This window comes from Myroides albus (assembly GCF_009711045.1).
GTDB lineage: Bacteria > Bacteroidota > Bacteroidia > Flavobacteriales > Flavobacteriaceae > Flavobacterium > Flavobacterium album_A.
The window spans coordinates 1-17,239 of sequence record NZ_WMJX01000021.1 but is presented as its reverse complement, the minus strand read 5'-3'; the positions used below and the strand labels follow the sequence as shown (position 1 = coordinate 17,239).

Genomic DNA, 17,239 nt, shown 5'->3' with positions numbered 1-17,239 from the left:
GGTTTATACTTAATTCTACTTGTTGTTAATCTTCTTCGAAAATACTCTTGTTACTTACTAAAGTATTCACTATGTCAGTCACTTCGAAAAAATGTTTTAATTTTTCTTCTGATACAGAAGACAGTACTTTTTCATTAAATCGCTTCACTTTCTCTTTTGACAATTCTCTTTTCTCTATTCCTAAAGGAGTAAGCTTAATAATTACGCCACGTCCATCATTGGGATTTTTCTCTCTGGTGATTAATCCGTGTTCTTCCATCTTCTTTAATGTACGCGTAAGACTTGTTGCTTCCATTCCCATATTTGGGCCTAATAGAGTAGAAGAGGTACCTTCTCGATCTATACTTAACAAAGCAAAAGCTAAGGACATCGTAGCGTCATATTTAGAAGCTTCTTCATTATACATTCTTGCTACAGCTTGCCAAGTTGCTCTTAGTACATAGTCAATTGTTTTATTTTTCATACCAGCTTTGTGTTTTTCAAATATAAAAAAAAATAGTATGCACGCATACTATTCTTAATTTATTTACCTTTTATAGTAAAATTTTAACATTTACCCTCTGTAAATCTTTTCGTACAAATCGTGGTATTTTGCTAAAATTATCTTTCTTCTCAGTTTTAAAGTAGGAGTAAGGTGTTCACTGTCAGTGCTCCATACTTCAGGTGTAAGTTCAAATTTTTTCACTTGCTCCCATTTTCCGAACTTTTTATTGATGTGATCGATTTCTTTGGCGATGCGCTCAATTACTTTCTCATTCTTAACAAGTTCTTCATCTGTCGTACCAATATTGATGCGTTTTCTTCGAGCCCATTCGCGAATAAACTCGAAATTTGGTTGAATAAAGGCAGCAGGCATTTTTTCTCCCTCCCCGATAACCATGATTTGTTCAATAAAACGAGAGTGTTTCATTGTATTTTCGATCATTTGAGGAGCGACATATTTACCTCCAGAGGTCTTAAACATTTCTTTTTTGCGATCAGTAATATGCAAGAACCCATCTTCATCAATCTTACCAATATCTTCCGTGTGGAAGTAGCCATCTTTAATCACAGATTTAGTCTTTTCTTCATCTTTGTAATAACCTAACATAACATTAGGTCCTTTGCAAAGAATTTCACCATCTTCTGCTATTTTTACTTCTACATTACTAATCGGTTTTCCTACTGTTCCCGCTCTCATTCCTCGGTTTCGCTTGTCATTTACAGCAATTACAGGAGAAGTTTCAGTTAGACCATATCCTTCTACTACAACTATACCAGCAGCGTTAAATACACGAGCTAATCTCGGTTGTAAAGCAGCACTACCAGAAACAATCAGCTTAATATTACCTCCAAGGGCTTCAACCCATTTTTTAAATACTAATTTTCGAGCAAACCCCAATTGTAGGTTATAGAAAAATCCTCTGTCATAAGGTTGGTATTTAAAACCAAGTTCTAATGCCCAAAAGAAGATTCTCTTTTTTAGTCCTGTCAAAGCTGACCCAGTAGTGAAAATCTTGTCGTACACTTTTTCAAGTAAACGCGGTACAACAGTCATGACGTTAGGCTTAACTTCTTTTAAGTTATCTCCCATCTTATCGATAGACTCTGCATAATATATTGCTACACCATTAAATTGGTATAGGTAGATCAACATGCGTTCAAATACGTGGCAAATTGGAAGGAAACTCAACGATCTGTATTTTTCATCTCTTGTAAAAGGGATTCTATCTGCACTACCTAAAGCGTTTGATAAAATATTATTGTGAGATAACATTACTCCTTTAGGTTTTCCTGTAGTACCAGAGGTGTATATTAAAGTAGCTAAATGATCTGGAGTTATAGTATCCTTAATGCGATCTACTTCAGCTTGATTGCTTTTATCTTCACCTAAAGCAAGTAGTTGGTCAAAGTTTTTACATCCGTCGATTTGATCAAAAGAGCATATATCAATGATAAGCGGTAACTGATCTTTAACGGATATTAATTTTTCATAGACTTCAATGTCAGAAACAACACAGTATTTTGCCTCTGAGTGACTTAAAATATACTGATAATCTTCTGCTGAAATTGTCGGATAAATAGGGACATTTTGTGCACCTATTTGCAAAATTCCAATGTCGAGAATATTCCAATTCGTATGATTTCTATTGGTTATAACAGCAATTTTATCATTCTCTTTTATACCTAAGCGAAGTAAAGCCCTTGAAATAGCATTTGCTTTATTTACATATTCTTCAGAAGATGTTTTTACCCATTCTCCATTTACTTTTGTAACAAGTGCATCAGATAGGGGAAAGTGATCTCTTTGAAGATAAGGTATATCAAATAATCTTGTAGGATCAATCATGTTTTAATTAATTAGCTATTGCAAAGTACAAAAAAAATATAAGATTCCATCAAATTAATGTGTACTTGACATTTTTATCTTATTTTATTTGCTATTCTCTTAGTTGAAATTCTTCTAAACTATATTATTCGTTTTTTTAATTCTTCTGATTTTAAGTGGATTCAACCAAGGTCTTATCATTGATTCAAGCATCTTTAATTGATAAAAAATGTACTCATTACTGAAGAGATTCTTGTATTCTGTAGTCTATATGAAGGGTGTTTTTGCCTTTTGACGGTTATTTTTTAGTAAAAATTAAGGGTGAATCACTTAATCAAAGTACTGCGTAGTCAGTTTTGTTTAGTTGTATTTGAATTATCGCTTTGTATTGGATTGGTAATTTACGATCTTACAATTGCTTGATGTAGCAAGTCAAGGTTTCCTATCAGTTGTTTTTACCTACTACAGTTATTGCGTAGGGATGTATTTTTTCACAAAGGTTAGTGCAACTCAACTTTCTCAATAGGCAACCAAATACAGAGATATTCTACAAAGTTTCTTGGGGGTTGGCTTGCACTTTCTTCGGGTTTGCTAGGGGTTTACTTGCCAAAAGCGGTGTTTTGTCGAAGAAAGGTGCAAGAATACCGCAAGAAAAGTGTGCGAAAACTACTTAGAGGTATAAAATATTTTACTGAGAAGTGTGATATAATGGTGAGAATTTGCTACGAGTAGTTTGAGAGGCTAAAACAAGGAATTTGTTTATTAAGCAGAGTAGTTCACTTGTCAAGAAAATTGTTTGCTAAAGTGCTCTTTTTTGTGAATGAAGAATAAAAACAAAGAATCGAAAGGGGGATAGCAATTTTCAAGTCGATTATTTTAGAAAAAAAACTTCACATCATATAAAATGCTGTATTTGCTTATGCAAGTGAGAATAGAAATGATTAAGTTTGTGTTTCAAAAAATAAAAAAACCTTATGATTTCAAATCGTTTTCGTCTAAACGAAGTATTAGTGCTATTTTACAGACTGTTTTTAGCTTTCTTTTTTTACTTCCTTGCTCGTACTTTATTTTACGTATATAACAGTGATTTATTGAATGTAGATTCATTTGGACAATACCTTTCTTTAGCTTATCACGGATTGACCTTTGATAGAATGGCTATTTTTTATATGAGTAGTTTGTTTATCATTTTGTCAATATTACCTATTTATAAAACGACAAGTAAAGGGTATCAGAAACTCCTTTTTTGGTCTTATATCATTCCCAATTTATTAGCTTACGCAACTAATTTTATCGATTTAATTTACTATCGATTTATCTATGCACGTACGACAATTGCCGTTTTTGATAGTTTAGAACACGAGTCTAATAAGGGGACTTTATTTTTTAATTTTTTGATTAATTATTGGCATGTATTCTTGTGGTGTATTGGCTTGAGTATTGTATGGGTGTTTTTGTACAAAAAAGTGAAGTTTACAAGACCGATAACAATTGAATCAAAAAAATCATATTGGATTTCGTCTATTGTATTGTTTGTTATTGTGGTAGTCGGTTTTATAGCTGGTGTACGTGGGGATTTAAAGAAAACGACCAGACCGCTAAATATTATTGATGCTAATAGACATGTAGAGAAACCGGAACATGCTGATGTCGTTTTGAACACGCCTTTTGCAATCTTGCGTACAATTGGAAAAACGAGTTTTAAAAAGGTTGATTTTATGGATCAGCCTACTTTAGATAAATATGTCAGTGCTGTAAAACACTATCAAACAAATGAGCCATCAACTCCAAATATCGTATTGTTTATCACAGAGAGTTATGCGCGTGAGTATGTAGGAGCATTTAACAAGGATATGAATATACCAAATTACCAGAGTTATACTCCTTTTATTGATTCGCTATCTCAACATAGCTTGATTTTCCCTAATGCATTCGCCAATGGGTACAAATCGATACACGGAGTGTCTTCTGTAATAGCGGGGATACCTTCTTTTAAAGATGCATTTACCTCATCGCCATTTCCAAAGCAAAAGATAGAATCGTTAGTTTCAACTTTAAAGTCAAAAGGGTATGACACATCATTCTTTCATGGGGCTCCTAATGGATCTATGGGATTCTTAGGTTTTGGAAATATTTTGGGATATGATCACTACTACGGTAAAACGGAGTATGATAATGATGACGACTTTGATGGTACATGGGGGATTTGGGACGAACCTTTCTTTCAGTACATGAGAAAGACATTAAATGAAAAAGAAGAACCTTTCTTTGCTACCTTATTTACGGTTTCTTCTCATGAACCATTCAATGTACCAAAAGAGTATGAAGGTAAATTTCCGAAAGGCAATCAGCCGATTCACAAGACAGTGGGATATACAGACTATGCCTTTAAGCGTTTCTTTGAAGAAAGTAGCAAAGAACCTTGGTTTGAGAATACGATATTTATTATAACTGCTGATCACACCAATCAAATCGACTATGATGAGTACCGCAAATTAGTGAATCGCACAGCTGTTCCTATTTTAATTTATACGCCAGATGAAAGAGTAAAAGGAGTTGATAAAAGCTTGGCTCAACAGATTGATATTTACCCTACAGTTTTAGATATGATTGGCTATGATAAGCCATTTAGAAGTTGGGGACGCAGTTTGATTAACGATACCATTACCAAGCCTTTTGTGGTGAATTATGGAGGTAATGAGTACACTTATCAAGAAGGTAATTATATTGTTAGATTTAATGGAAAAGACATTACTGGTTTTTACGACATCAATGACAAAGGGTTAGAGCGTAACTTGATAAATGAGAAGAATGAGGAGATGTTGGAATTAGAATTAAAATGCAAGGCATTTGTTCAAGATTATTTTGCTCGAATCATAGACAAGAAATTAGATTAAAATTTAAAAATCAAATAGGAGAGTGGAAGAATACCTTTGGTGTTTTTCCACTCTTTTTTTATTCTTTACTCTATGCCTGTTTTTCTTTTTCATAGAGAGTTATTTTCGGCACTAACTTCTTTAGAAGTACTATTTGCGATTGTTTATTCATTACAAATTGTTTTTCTTCTTCAAGTACCATTTCGGTTGCAGTTCATAGATTAGTTTTAGGTATCCCTTTTTTTTCTGATTCAATGTATATCAAATCTCTGGTCTAATATCTGTATTAACATTTTGTTATCACGTGGTTTGAACAATCATATAAGGTGAAAATTGTACACTTTTTATAGTGTTTACTCATATAAAAGATGTTTTTGTCTTTTATGTATATGTTAAGGAAATCATAAAAAGATATAATTATCCTTTATTTATTAAGTTATTTTATACTCCATTCTTCTAAATAATAAATGTATTGATCTGACCATGGTTGTAATCAACTGATTTTAAGTTAGTTGTATTTGTGTTGATAAGTTTTTGAATACAGTGATTTCCTTATGATTTGGGTCATAAAGGAAGAAGCTAAATAGAATTAACTTCACAATATGTAAACAAAAATAAACACATTATGAAACTAAGATTTATAAGTACAGCATTGATGCTAACGATTTGTTCGTTTGTAATTAGTTGTAATTCAGGAAGCAAAGGTAAAGAAGAGCAAGCTGTTACTACTAATGAAAGAAAAGTGGAAACCAAAGAAGAAACAAAACCAGCAGCGTCACAAAATTCTCAAAATTTACCACCTTCAGAGCGAGTGGATTTGACTAATAAAGGGGTAGGTCCAATAAAGTCATTAGAGTTAAAAGAACTTGATCAGAAATTGGCAGACAAAGGACAAGAAATTTATAAAAATATGTGTACTGCGTGTCACAAACCTGCTAAAAGATTTATCGGTCCAGCACCTAAGGGAATACTTGAACGCCGTACACCTGAATGGGTAATGAATATGATTTTGGCTCCAGAAAAAATGTTGGAAAGTGATCCATTAGCGAAAGAGTTATTAAAAGAATTTAACGGAGCGCCAATGGCTAATCAAAATCTTAGTGAGGAAGATGCTAGAGCAGTCTTAGAATACTTTAGAACACTATAATTATAGATTGTAAATATTATATTATGAAAACAAAATTCAAATTATTATTAACCTGTTCCGTAGCTGGTTTATTGTTGGCTGGCTGTGGTGACTCTAAAAAGAGCAATAAAGGTGCTCTCTCGACAAATGCTGCTGAGAAAGTATACGTAGCTCCAGGTGAATATGATGAGTATTATGGTTTCTTCTCTGGTGGATTTAGTGGACAGTTATCTGTTTATGGATTACCTTCAGGGAGGCTATTTAAAGTAATACCTGTCTTTTCACAAGATCCAGAGAAAGCATATGGATATAGTGAGGAAACAAAACCGATGTTGATGACTTCACATGGTTTTATCCCATGGGATGATTCTCACCACCCTGATATTTCTCAGACTAAAGGAGAAGTAGATGGACGTTGGATTTTTATTAATGGGAATAACACTCCGCGTATTGCGCGTATTGACCTGGAAGATTTTAGTACTGCTGAGATTTTAGAAATTCCAAATAGTGCGGGTAACCACAGTTCTTCTTATGTTACAGAAAATACCGAGTATGTAGTAGCAGGTACGAGATTCTCTGTGCCAATTCCTCAAAGAGATATGTCTATTAAAGACTATAAGGGTAATTTCAAAGGTGCTTTATCTTTTATATCTGTAGATCAAGAATCGGGAGAAATGGATTTGTCTTTTCAAATTTTAATGCCTGGATTCAACTATGACTTATCACACCCAGGTCGTGGTAAATCACATGGGTGGTTTTTCTTTACGACTTATAACACAGAGGAGGCTCATAGTTTGTTAGAGGTGAATGCATCTCAAAACGATAAAGATTTTATTGCTGCTGTAAACTGGAAAAAAGCAGAGGAGTATATCAAAGCGGGAAAAGGAAAGAAAATGCCTGCTAAATACGCTCACAATAAATTTGACAATAGTACTCACATGGCAACGCATACGATGAAAGATGAAGTATTGGTATTAGATGCTACTGAATTGCCTGGACTTGTTTATTTGTTACCTACTCCAAAATCACCACACGGATGTGACGTAGATCCATCAGGTGAGTACATTGTAGGTAATGGGAAATTATCTGCCAATCTTACTGTTCACTCTTTCACAAAAATGTTAGATGCAATTGAGAATAAAAAATTTGATGGTGACGCTTATGGCTTGCCAATTTTAAAATTCGACGATGTTTTAGCTGGAGTTGTTGAACAACCAGGTTTAGGCCCTTTACACACAGAGTTTGATGGTAAAGGAAATGCTTATACTACTTTCTTTATCTCATCAGAAGTTGTAAAATGGAAATTGGGTACTTGGGAGATTGTGGATAGAAAACCAACATATTACTCTGTCGGTCACTTGATGATTCCTGGAGGAAACTCAGCTAAACCTGATGGGAAATATATGGTGGCAATGAATAAAATTACCAAAGATAGATATCTGCCTGTAGGACCTGATTTGAATCACTCTGCTCAGCTCTATGATATTACAGGTGATAAAATGGAGTTGATTTTAGATTTCCCTACGATTGGAGAACCTCACTATGCAGCTGCAATTAAAGCAGATAAAATCATGCATAAATCTCGACAAATCTACAAGTTAGATGAGAACAAGCACCCTTATGTAACTAAGAATCCAAGTGAGGCTAAAGTAGTTAGAAAAGGAAATGAAGTACACATTAATATGACGATGATTAGAAGTCACTTTACGCCAGATAATATTGAAGGTGTGAAAGTGGGTGATAAAGTATTCTTCCACGTGACAAATCTTGAACAAGATTTTGACGTACCACACGGATTGGCGATGCTTGGAGCTAATACAACTGAGTTACTGGTAACTCCAGGTAAAACTGAAACATTTGTATGGGAACCAAAACAAGTTGGAGTATGGCCGTTCTATTGTACTGACTTCTGTTCTGCTTTACATCAAGAGATGCAAGGGTATATTCGCGTTTCTCCAGCAGATTCAGATATCGAACTATCTTGGTCATTAGACGATGAGTAAGCGTTTGATAAACAAAGAAAATATGTTGATGTAAAATAGTTTGAGAATAAAGGGCAGAGTGTATAATGCCTCTGCCTTTTATAAAATTTTAGACATGAAAAAAGCAAGCTTATTAATGATGGTGGGAGCAGCGCTATTACTCTCGTTGTTTTTCTTTCCTCTGTGGAATATAGAGTTAGGAGCACCACAATATCCTGTACCATTGGGGATGAATATCCATATCACTGGTATAGAAGGAGTAAAGGAGTTTGATATTCAAAATATAGATGGTTTAAACCACTATATCGGGATGAAAACAATTCCTAAAGCTGAGCAAATGTGGGAGTTTACTGTATTTCCAATCGTAATTGGTCTGATGAGTGTGTTGGGAATCTTATTGGGGATTGGAGGTTATTTGAATAAAGTAAAACCAATATTCTTTTTATACTGGTTGATCTTGATGAGTGTATTAGGTTTACTGGGGATGTATGACTTTAATCTGTGGTTGATTGACTACGGAAGTGATTTAGACCCTCATGCAATTATGAAAATGGTTGATGCAAACGGAAATCCCTTAACGTACGAACCACCAATATTCGGACATCGAAAAATTTTAAATTTTGATGCCTATTCATATCCACATATTGGAGCTTATTTAATGGCTGTTGGAATGTTCTTCACACTATTGGCTTATTTATGTGGGCGAAAAGCTAAAACAAATTAAAAGATGAAAAAACTTTACTTTTTAATATTGGTCCTGTTGGTTAGTTCTTGTTCTGTTAAGGTACAAGAAATAAATTACGGAGAGGATTTATGTCATTTCTGTAAAATGGGAATTGTAGACAAAGCACATGCTTCGCAACTGGTGACAACGAAAGGGAAAAACTTTAAGTTTGATGCCATAGAATGTATGATTAACTTCCTAAGCGAGAGCAAAGCCGATCAATCTCAGTATGCATTTATTTTAGTGTCTAATTTAAGTGAACCTGGTAAAATGATTTCAGCTCAAGAAGCTACTTTTATCATTAGCAAAGATATACCAAGTCCTATGGGAGCTTTTCTTTCGGCTGTTCAAAATAAGGAACAAGCAAGTGTTATTCTAAAAGAAAGCAAAGAAGCCATGTTGTATCAATGGGATAATGTTCAAGGTAAAATTAAAAAGCATTAATAAATTCTAAAATATAGCAGTATGAGAAGTCTTTATGTAAGGTATTTCTTGTTCTTATTGGTCACTTTAAGTTGCTCTGTTTCTGGTTTTGCTAAAAAAATACAAGTATGTCATGACTGTAGTATCATTAGTATAAAACAAGCAATCCAACAAGCAGAAGAGGGTGATACCATAGTTGTTAAACAAGGTACTTATTACGAAAATGAGATTTTAATTGATAAATCACTTACCTTACTCAGTGAAGACGCAAGCGTTGATGGACAAGACAAAGGTGAGATATTTATAGTTAAGGCTGATGATGTAACCATAGATGGTTTTACAATTGTCAATGTAGGAACAAGCTACATAAAAGACTTCGCTGCTATTAGAATTAGAGAAAGCAAAAACTTTGCTGTTCGAAACAATATAATTCGCAATCTTTTCTTTGGGATTTACCTTGAAAAATCTAAAGATGGAATTGTTGAGAATAATAAAATTTACGGCAAAGCAAAAAATGAGTTTAACTCGGGTAATGGTATCCAACTTTGGTATAGCAATAATGTGATTATTAAATCTAATTATGTTGAGAAAGTAAGAGATGGCATTTATTTAGAATTTTCTAACTATTGTCAAATTGAAGATAATGTGAGTCAGTATAACGTTAGATATGGATTACACTTTATGTTTTCGAATCACGATGTGGTCAAAAATTGTAAATACATTCACAATGGAGCAGGAGTAGCGATTATGTTCTCTAAATATATGACTATGACAGATAATCTATTTGAAGATAACTGGGGATCTGCAGCCTACGGAGTATTGTTAAAAGAAGTAAACGATACAGAGATTAACTATAATACTTTTAAAGGCAATACAACTGCTATCAATATAGAAGGATCTAATAGAGTGACTTATCTTCACAATGATTTTATTGGAAATGGATGGGCAATTAACTCTAACGGAGCTAATTATCACAATATAGTAAACTATAATAACTTCTCTAATAATTCATTTGACCTTGTGTATAGGGGGCCACTCAACCATAATAATTTTGATTCAAACTATTGGAGTGGCTATACAGGCTATGATCTGAATAAAGATGGAATAGGGGATGTACCTTATAGACCAATCAAATTATTCTCTTATATCGTCAATAAAACACCTGAATCAATCATTTTATTGAGAAGTTTATTTATTGATATCATTGATTTCTCTGAAAAAGTATCACCGATTTTTACACCAGATAATTTAGTTGATAATACACCTATAACCAAATATATAAAACATGATAAAGATAGATAGTTTATATAAGAAATATGGAGAAAATCACGTCTTAAAGGGAGTGGATTTAGAAATAGAACAAGGGGTTATCGCAATATTGGGACCTAATGGTTCGGGTAAAACAACATTGAATAAGTGTATTCTCGGTATGGTGTTTCCCGATAGTGGTAATATTTCCATTGATAATCAAAGTGTATTGAATAAATGGGACTATAGACAGAAGATAGATTACTTGCCTCAAATCGCCAATTTTCCAAGTAATATCACTGTTCAAGAGCTTCTAAATATGATTAAGGATTTGAGAGGCAATAAAACGCAAGATGAAAAAGAATACATTGAGCTGTTTCACTTGTCAAAATTTTTGAATAAAAAATTAAGTGCACTTTCTGGTGGAACAAAGCAAAAGGTAAATATTCTTTTAACTTTTATGTTTGACAATCCTATCATGATTCTCGATGAACCAACTACTGGGTTAGACCCTGTAGCCTTGCTAACATTAAAAGACTTGATAATTAGAGAGAAAAATAAAGGCAAGATAATCTTAGTAACTTCACATATCATGGATTTTGTTGAGGGAATCTCTGATGAAATCGTTTTTATCTTAGAAGGCAAGATATACTTTAAGGGAAGTATCGAATTGTTGAAAGAAAAAACAAATCAAGAGAGTTTTGAAAAAGCTATTGCTAACATATTAAAACAAAATTATGCTTAAGATTTTAAAATACAGTTTTTACGATTTGATTAGAAGTCGATGGAGTTATATATACTTGTTGTTTTATCTCCTATTGGGGATTGTATTGTTGTTCTTAAACAGCGATATTGGTAAAGCGATTATTACTTTAATGAATGTTATCATAGTCTTAGTTCCTCTGATAAGTACTATTTTCGGAGTAATGTATTACTATGATTCACGTGAGTTTACGGAGTTGCTATTAGCTTTGCCATTAAAACGATCTACTATATTCTTCGGTCAATATTTAGGAGTTGCTCTTTCATTATCTATGAGTCTAATTATCGGGTTGGGTATTCCATTTTTATTCTATGGCTTATTAGCATCTGGAGTAATTATAAACTTCTTATTATTAATCGTAACAGGGGTGTTCTTAACTTTTATTTTTAGTGCTTTTTCTTATTGTATAGGACTAAAGAATGAGAATAAGATTAAAGGATTTGGTTATTCTATTTTACTATGGCTTTTCTTAGCGATTATTTACGACGGTGTTTTGCTTACTGTCCTTATCGTTTTTGGGGAGTATCCACTTGAGAATATCACTTTAATCGGAACCATTTTGAACCCTATTGATTTGTCGAGGATTCTGATTTTATTACGACTTGATATATCTGCTTTATTAGGATATACAGGAGCAGTTTTTAAAAGCTTTTTTGGCAATGGTGTAGGAAGTATTATATCTTTTTTCATTTTGCTACTTTGGGTTGTTTTTCCGTTATTTTTATTGCGTAAATTCGCTAAAAGAAAAGACTTTTAGTAGTAAATCAGGTTTAAATATATAGTTTTCGTATGATTTTAATCAAGGGATTTTTAATTGTTAAGTCATGATAGATAAAGAAACTTTATTTGAGTTTGGTGCAATTGAAAAAGTGTATCGAAAGGGGGATAGAATCTTCACTTTAAACGATCATGCTTGCAATTATTACCAAGTCCTATCTGGTCAAGTAATGCTTATTAATTATTTGAGTAGTGGTAAGGAATTTATACAACAAATCTTTTCGAAAAATGAAAGTTTTGGAGAAGCGATGTTGTTCAATGATACCACCTATCCTTATAATGCTGTGGCAATGAAAGACGCTGTTATATTAGAATTGTCAAAAGATAAATTCTACAAGCTACTATGGGCTGTACCAAAGTGTGTACCAGGTATACTCAAGGATATGGCGAATGAACTTTATTATAAATCGCTCATGGCACCTGAAATATCATGTCAAGATGCTCAAGGGCGTATTCTTGTCTTTTTGGATTTTTATAAAAAGCAACATGCTCCACAAAGTAAGAAGTTTGGCTATCTTATTAATCTAACCAGGCAACAAATAGCCGATCTAACTGGGCTACGAGTAGAAACTGTGATTAGGACCTTAAAACACTTAGATACTGAAGGTTTTATTAAGATTAATAGTTCTAAAATATTCATCTAAACAAAACTTTGTATTGTCCTTATCCGGCATAGTATTATAAGTTATTCTGCCATAGGACTATGCTGATTAGCGATTAATTAGCAGAGTTATCTTAGAATTGATTATTGTCTTTTACTTGCTATAATTCAATAAAGAGAAGCTTTGCATTATCCCACTACGGATCTTTTTTTCCCTACTAAGATTACTTCATTCTCCCTGTTATTCTTTATTAGCCAATGCTATATGAGTTGAACCTAAACAACTCAATTATTGAATCTTTATTTATTCTGCGCTAATTGTATCATCGTTAACTCTGTATTGTTTCATAATTGTATGAAATGGGGGCTTTATATGTGTTCTTTTTATTTTTAATAAGTCTTAATAAGTTAATTTTGTTATGAAATATTAACATTTACAACAGCTGTTATGAGTATAAGATTATTAATTGTCGTGTTTCTGTATTCTACTTTAACATTAGCACAACAAGCTGATTCTTTAGCTAATAGACTCTTAGTAGAACAAGTAAAACAAGAGGTGTTAAAAGAGATAGAAAAAAAGGAGCAGATAAAGCCTTTTGATCTTAAGCGGTTTAGTTTAAATGGGTATGGAGCGATTAATTACTACAATTATGGTCGCTACGATACAGATTTGAATATTAAAGACAAATTTGATATTGAGAGATTAAACTTATACTTAGGATATCAGTTTACTGATCGAATTAAGTTGAAGGCTGAGATAGAATTTGAACATGGGGGAACAGGTTCTACCATAGAATTAGATACACAAGAGGAGTTCGGCGAATACGAGAGTGAAATTGAAGCAGGAGGGGAAGTTAAGTTAGAGCAATTGTACGTAGATTTTCAGATTAAACCATACTTTAATATTAAGGCTGGTCGTATGAAACTTCATACCAATTTGGCTCAGAGTTTGGACAGACCTACACAGTATTTCACAACACATAGGCAAGAAATGGAAAATGAATTACTTCCGTTGGGTTGGTATGAGAATGGGATACAGTTTTATGGTCAGTTCCTCAATCAAAAGTTGCGATATGAATTATCTATTACGAGTGGTTTGGACGCGACGGGGTTTAGTTCGAGAAATTGGATTAAAAGAGGACATCAACAGCGATTTGAAATGAGTGTAGCTAATAGTTTCGCTTTTTCAGCTCGACTTGACTACAAGTTTGGAACGCATAAGGATACTTACTTTGGTTTTGCAGCCTATATCAATGATGCTGCAGCCAACAGGCCTAAGAAAGATATGGATGTATCGTCTTATGTTACTCTTTTTGAATCACATATCAGTTATAATGAAAGCTTCTTGCGATTTAACAGTGTCTTTGTATATGGAAATATAGAGAACTCTGATATTGTTAGTCGAAAAAATGCAAGCCTTTCTAAAAATCTTGGTGTAAAGCGCACTCCGATTGGAAAAAATGCTTTAGGTGTATCAGCGGAATTAGGCTATGAAATTCTTCACTTTTTTAATTTCAAACAACAGTTATATCCTTTTATCCGATACGACTTTTATGATTCTATGTATAAAACAGAAGGAAGTGTTGTCAGAAAACCACGCTGGCAAAGAAGTGTTTATACTGGGGGAATCAACTGGTTTATACTTCCAGAAGTAGTATTCAAAGCACATTATTCTACGCGTATTTTAGGGTCATATCACTTCGATCCAGTAACCTCTATCAATACCGACAAAAAAGCAAAAAGAAAACACATTCTCTTTGGGAATAGGGTTTAGTTTTTAATATAAATACATTAAAGTTATGAAAACAAGATTATTAGCAGTAGGTTTTATTATATTATCGTCAATAGCATTTAGCTGCAGTAGTAATAGTGATGAAACAGAAACGCCAAAAGTAGATGATTTATACAAAAATGTTCTGACAGATCTTACGCAAAAAGTGATTACGGAGACTTATAAGGACTTGAATATCAAAGCTACTGAATTGCAGGATGCAGTGAATGTATTTGCAAAATCTTCTACAGATGAAAACTTAGAGAAAGTAAAAAAGGCATGGGTAGATACGTGAAAACCATGGGAACAGTCAGAGGGATTTCTTTATGGGCCAGTTGAAACGCAAGGGTTGGATCCTGCAATGGACACTTGGCCAGTAGATGTAGAGGCGATGAATAATATTCTTAAAAGCAATCAGCCCATTACTGCAAAACTAATAAGTGCCAATCACGAAGCAAGGGGATTTCACTTAATTGAGTTTCTTGTGTGGGGCGAAGATGGCCTAAAGAAAGCAGATCAATTAAGTGACAGACAAATTGAATATTTAGTGGCTGCAACAGAGGATTTACAGTTAAATACAAAATACCTATATGATGCTTGGAGAGCTGACAAAGGAAATTATGGCAAGATATTTATCTCTGCAGGACCAAGCAACAATAAGTATCCTTCGTATCAAGCAGCTTTAGAAGAGTTGGTAGATGGATTGTTTACCATAGCTGATGAAGTCGGTACAGGTAAGATAGAAGAACCACTGAATCCTGAAGGCAGTACACCAATGCCCGAAAAAGAAGAGTCAAGATTTAGCAATAACTCTAAGCAAGATTTCATCGACAATATTATTAGTATTCAAAATGTTTATAACGGTTACTACAAACAAGACGTCAATGGAATTTCTAAAATTGTACAAGAGAAGAATGCTGCCTTAGATAAGGAAATCAAACAAGCTATTACTGATGCAATTAATGCCATTGATGCAATTCCTAATACTTTTACTCAGGCAATTTACAAGAATAGAAAAGAGGTGAAAGGTGCTCAAAATAAAGTAAATGACTTGGCAAATCTTTTAGATACTAAACTAAGATCTTTTGTAAATAGCCTTTAATCAAATGATCTTGAAGCAATTCAAGGCTTAATTATTATCTGTTATAAAATGAAAAGTAATGCGACATACTTGTTTTTAACGATAGGAATATTTTTTTTAGGTGCTTGTTCTAACAATGATAGTGCAGAGTATGTACAATTACCTGATTTGGAGGAGAGAATGATGGCAGGAGGAGAGACAACTACTTTTATAAGTTCAAGTAATGCTTATGGAATGCCTGCGAGTAATTTGTCAGCAGAAGATTTGTCACTGCATCTAACAGGCGATTTGATCTTTGAGTTTGTATTTGTTACTCCACCCAATCAAGTAAATCAGGGTTTAGGACCTATTTTTAATAATTCTTCTTGTATCTCTTGCCATCCAAAAGATGGTAGAGCAGCGTTTCCAGTTGATTTGGCAATGCGCAGTGGTTTTTTCCTTAGAGGAAGTGTTCCAGGAGTCTCCAAGAATGGTGGACCAATGCCGATTCCAGGGTTTGGTTTACAGCTACAAAATCAAGCTGTTTTTGGAACGCAACCAGAGGTAGAGTTCCAGGTAAATTATAGTACAATAACAGAAGAATTTGCAGATGGTACGAAGGTAGTTTTGCAGAAACCACATTATTCAGTGATTAATGCTTATAGGCAACTTCCCAACAGTGTTTTACTTTCTCCGAGAATAGGTATGCCTGTTTTTGGCTTAGGATTGTTAGAGGCAATTCCTGAACAGGATATTTTGGCGAATCAAGATATTGACGATGCAGACAAGGATGGTATTTCTGGTAAAGCAAACTACGTCTTTGATGCAAAAACGCAATCGACAAAACTCGGTAGATTTGGTTGGAAAGCTAATACTGCCAGTTTATTAGAACAATGTGCTGCTGCATTTGTCAACGATATTGGAATAACAAATTACCTGTTTCCAAATAAACCTGGTTTAGGACAATCTAACGGGGACTACACTCACGATGTTGGCGATTATAATTGGAGAGTACAAAGAGATATTAAAGACGATGTTTTAGACGCAGTTACTTTTTATACTCAAACATTAGCTGTACCTGCATCGCGTAATCACACAAAGGAATCTGTCAGAAAAGGAGCGAAGACGTTTGATCAAATAGGTTGTGCAAAATGTCATATTGCCAAGCATAAGACTGGTTATAGTCCAATCAAGGCCCTGTCTTATCAAACTATTTATCCTTACACAGATATGTTATTACACGATATGGGAGATGATTTAGCAGATAATAGACCAGATTTCTTAGCTGATGGGAATGAATGGAAGACAAGACCACTATGGGGGATCGGATATCAATATTTAGTCAACGGGCATACAGAGTTTTTGCACGATGGAAGGGCTAAAAACCTAATAGAAGCAATACTGTGGCATGGTGGGGAAGCGTTAGATGCAAAAAATAGATTTAAGGCACTCTCAAAACAAGAAAGAGAGAATCTATTAGATTTCTTAAACTCATTATAAGTTTTTATATGCAAAAAGAGCTGACTTTTAAAGGTCAGCTCTTTTTTATTGGTCGCAGACTGTAGTTAAAACTATGCACT

General features: G+C 33.8%; 13 protein-coding genes and 1 pseudogene. 12 read left to right on the top strand and 2 right to left on the bottom strand.

Annotated elements, in window-relative coordinates; genetic code table 11:
- Positions 1-25 precede the first annotated feature (25 nt).
- Entirely contained in the window at positions 26-463 is a 438-nt protein-coding gene (locus GJV76_RS10265) for a MarR family winged helix-turn-helix transcriptional regulator (protein ID WP_155092527.1), read from the bottom strand.
- Positions 464-553: 90 nt separating this feature from the next.
- On the bottom strand, positions 554-2,329 hold the full coding sequence (locus tag GJV76_RS10260) for an AMP-dependent synthetase/ligase (protein ID WP_155092526.1): 1,776 nt from the start codon (positions 2,327-2,329) through the stop codon (positions 554-556).
- A gap of 953 nt (positions 2,330-3,282) precedes the next feature.
- On the opposite strand from GJV76_RS10260, the gene GJV76_RS10255 reads away from it, so the two are divergent.
- From GJV76_RS10255 to GJV76_RS10200, 12 genes and pseudogenes are all read left to right on the top strand, one after another.
- A complete protein-coding gene (locus tag GJV76_RS10255) occupies positions 3,283-5,205 on the top strand; it encodes an LTA synthase family protein (RefSeq protein ID WP_155092525.1) in 1,923 nt (640 codons plus the stop codon).
- 604 nt (positions 5,206-5,809) lie between these two features.
- Positions 5,810-6,331, top strand: a complete 522-nt coding sequence (locus tag GJV76_RS10250) for a c-type cytochrome (protein WP_155092524.1) — start codon at positions 5,810-5,812, stop codon at positions 6,329-6,331.
- A 23-nt stretch (positions 6,332-6,354) separates the two neighbouring features.
- Positions 6,355-8,313, top strand: coding sequence for a Sec-dependent nitrous-oxide reductase (gene nosZ, locus GJV76_RS10245; protein ID WP_155092523.1), 1,959 nt, complete (start codon positions 6,355-6,357; stop codon positions 8,311-8,313).
- A gap of 94 nt (positions 8,314-8,407) precedes the next feature.
- Complete coding sequence (locus tag GJV76_RS10240; RefSeq protein ID WP_155092522.1) at positions 8,408-9,016, top strand: hypothetical protein; 609 nt, start codon at positions 8,408-8,410, stop codon at positions 9,014-9,016.
- Between the two features lie 3 nt (positions 9,017-9,019).
- Complete coding sequence (locus GJV76_RS10235; RefSeq protein ID WP_155092521.1) at positions 9,020-9,460, top strand: nitrous oxide reductase accessory protein NosL; 441 nt, start codon at positions 9,020-9,022, stop codon at positions 9,458-9,460.
- A gap of 21 nt (positions 9,461-9,481) precedes the next feature.
- Positions 9,482-10,741, top strand: coding sequence for a nitrous oxide reductase family maturation protein NosD (nosD, locus tag GJV76_RS10230; protein ID WP_155092520.1), 1,260 nt, complete (start codon positions 9,482-9,484; stop codon positions 10,739-10,741).
- A complete protein-coding gene (locus GJV76_RS10225) occupies positions 10,725-11,432 on the top strand; it encodes an ABC transporter ATP-binding protein (protein WP_155092519.1) in 708 nt (235 codons plus the stop codon). Before nosD ends, GJV76_RS10225 begins: the two co-directional genes overlap by 17 nt.
- Positions 11,425-12,207 (top strand): ABC-2 transporter permease, encoded by a 783-nt coding sequence (locus tag GJV76_RS10220; RefSeq protein ID WP_155092518.1) that lies wholly within the window; start codon positions 11,425-11,427, stop codon positions 12,205-12,207. The genes GJV76_RS10225 and GJV76_RS10220 overlap by 8 nt, the downstream gene beginning before the upstream one ends.
- A gap of 67 nt (positions 12,208-12,274) precedes the next feature.
- The gene (locus GJV76_RS10215; RefSeq protein ID WP_155092517.1) at positions 12,275-12,871 is read left to right on the top strand and encodes a Crp/Fnr family transcriptional regulator; all 597 of its coding nucleotides are present in this window, start codon (positions 12,275-12,277) and stop codon (positions 12,869-12,871) included.
- A 405-nt stretch (positions 12,872-13,276) separates the two neighbouring features.
- Entirely contained in the window at positions 13,277-14,602 is a 1,326-nt protein-coding gene (locus GJV76_RS10210; RefSeq protein ID WP_230381533.1) for an autotransporter outer membrane beta-barrel domain-containing protein, read from the top strand.
- Between the two features lie 25 nt (positions 14,603-14,627).
- Positions 14,628-15,701: pseudogene (locus GJV76_RS10205) on the top strand (imelysin family protein).
- A 48-nt stretch (positions 15,702-15,749) separates the two neighbouring features.
- Complete coding sequence (locus tag GJV76_RS10200) at positions 15,750-17,159, top strand: di-heme oxidoreductase family protein (RefSeq protein ID WP_155092516.1); 1,410 nt, start codon at positions 15,750-15,752, stop codon at positions 17,157-17,159.
- The last annotated feature ends 80 nt before the right edge of the window (positions 17,160-17,239 follow it).

What these genes read in the sequence shown, in the direction of transcription:
- GJV76_RS10265 (WP_155092527.1), bottom strand. Translation starts at nt 463, where the DNA reads ATGAAAAATAAAACAATTGACTATGTACTAAGAGCAACTTGGCAAGCT.
- GJV76_RS10260 (WP_155092526.1), bottom strand. Translation starts at nt 2,329, where the DNA reads ATGATTGATCCTACAAGATTATTTGATATACCTTATCTTCAAAGAGAT.
- GJV76_RS10255 (WP_155092525.1), top strand. Translation starts at nt 3,283, where the DNA reads ATGATTTCAAATCGTTTTCGTCTAAACGAAGTATTAGTGCTATTTTAC.
- GJV76_RS10250 (WP_155092524.1), top strand. Translation starts at nt 5,810, where the DNA reads ATGAAACTAAGATTTATAAGTACAGCATTGATGCTAACGATTTGTTCG.
- nosZ (WP_155092523.1), top strand. Translation starts at nt 6,355, where the DNA reads ATGAAAACAAAATTCAAATTATTATTAACCTGTTCCGTAGCTGGTTTA.
- GJV76_RS10240 (WP_155092522.1), top strand. Translation starts at nt 8,408, where the DNA reads ATGAAAAAAGCAAGCTTATTAATGATGGTGGGAGCAGCGCTATTACTC.
- GJV76_RS10235 (WP_155092521.1), top strand. Translation starts at nt 9,020, where the DNA reads ATGAAAAAACTTTACTTTTTAATATTGGTCCTGTTGGTTAGTTCTTGT.
- nosD (WP_155092520.1), top strand. Translation starts at nt 9,482, where the DNA reads ATGAGAAGTCTTTATGTAAGGTATTTCTTGTTCTTATTGGTCACTTTA.
- GJV76_RS10225 (WP_155092519.1), top strand. Translation starts at nt 10,725, where the DNA reads ATGATAAAGATAGATAGTTTATATAAGAAATATGGAGAAAATCACGTC.
- GJV76_RS10220 (WP_155092518.1), top strand. Translation starts at nt 11,425, where the DNA reads ATGCTTAAGATTTTAAAATACAGTTTTTACGATTTGATTAGAAGTCGA.
- GJV76_RS10215 (WP_155092517.1), top strand. Translation starts at nt 12,275, where the DNA reads ATGATAGATAAAGAAACTTTATTTGAGTTTGGTGCAATTGAAAAAGTG.
- GJV76_RS10210 (WP_230381533.1), top strand. Translation starts at nt 13,277, where the DNA reads ATGAGTATAAGATTATTAATTGTCGTGTTTCTGTATTCTACTTTAACA.
- GJV76_RS10200 (WP_155092516.1), top strand. Translation starts at nt 15,750, where the DNA reads ATGAAAAGTAATGCGACATACTTGTTTTTAACGATAGGAATATTTTTT.